Source organism: Burkholderia sp. L27(2015), assembly GCF_009765705.1.
In the GTDB taxonomy this organism is placed as follows: domain Bacteria; phylum Pseudomonadota; class Gammaproteobacteria; order Burkholderiales; family Burkholderiaceae; genus LMUX01.
On record NZ_LMUX01000073.1, the window covers coordinates 1 to 913 of the forward strand.

2 protein-coding genes are annotated in these 913 nt (G+C 57.3%); both read left to right on the forward strand.

The features are described from left to right. Nucleotides 1–355, forward strand: a 355-nt coding sequence (locus GSQ77_RS29150) for a DUF1345 domain-containing protein (RefSeq protein WP_158907628.1), incomplete at its 5' end; no start/stop codon positions are given. 132 nt (nt 356–487) lie between these two features. After that, on the forward strand, nt 488–838 hold the full coding sequence (locus GSQ77_RS29155) for a pentapeptide MXKDX repeat protein (protein ID WP_158907630.1): 351 nt from the start codon (nt 488–490) through the stop codon (nt 836–838). Nucleotides 839–913 lie beyond the last annotated feature (75 nt).

Below are 913 nucleotides of genomic sequence, written 5' to 3' on the forward strand. Positions count from 1 at the left end.
CAATGAACTGCATGCGGCCAAGTCGGGCGGCGCAATGACCGTGGTGGTCGGTGCGGTCAGCGTGGTGCTGTGCTGGATGTTCCTCAACACCATGTTTGCGATTCACTATGCGCACGGTTTTTATGGCGATCAGGGCGATAAGCACTCAGGGCTTGAGTTTCCCGATACGAAGACCCCGGACTACTGGGATTTCGCCTATTTCGCGATCGTGATCGGCATGACGTTCCAGGTTTCCGATGTGCAGATCACCAGCCGCTATTTGCGTCGCGTGGCGTTATTGCACAGCGTGATCTCGTTCTTTTTCAATGTGTTCATCATCGCGATCACGGTGAACATCGTTGCCGGGTTGGGCTAGTCGGGTTCGATCGACCCGGCGTCTTCGAGAGGGATGTAACTGTCGTCAGGTTCATGTCGAAACAAGTGATGGGGACGGCATCTGTCCCCATCACTCTGTCCTGTCTGAAATCTCCCCTCGAAGGATCTCGCCATGAACGCACGCCTTGCCCTAGTTTTCCTCGCCGCCCTGACTGGTGGCTTTTCCGCTACCGTCGCGTTCGCTCAAGACACAATGGCCGCCAGCTCCAGCACGGCGATGTCGCACGACGCCATGCAAAAAGCTCCTGCAAAGTCCGACTCGATGAAGATGGACGCGTCGAAGTCCAGCGCGATGCACAACGCCGCCATGAAGTCCGACAGCATGAAGTCAGACAGCATGAAGTCCGACGGCATGAAGTCAGACGGTATGAAGTCCGACGGTATGAAGTCCGACGGCATGAAAAAGGATGCCGCGAAAAAAGACCCGATGAAGAGCGACGGCACGATGGACTCTGGCGGCTGACCCGTCCGGTTGTGGCTGGTGGGTAGTTGCCGCCACGGCGCTCCCACCAGTGGGCCTGCTTCACTTCCCCAGTGT

Coding starts and splice junctions, on each gene's coding strand:
- GSQ77_RS29155 (WP_158907630.1), top strand. CDS start 488: ATGAACGCACGCCTTGCCCTAGTTTTCCTCGCCGCCCTGACTGGTGGC.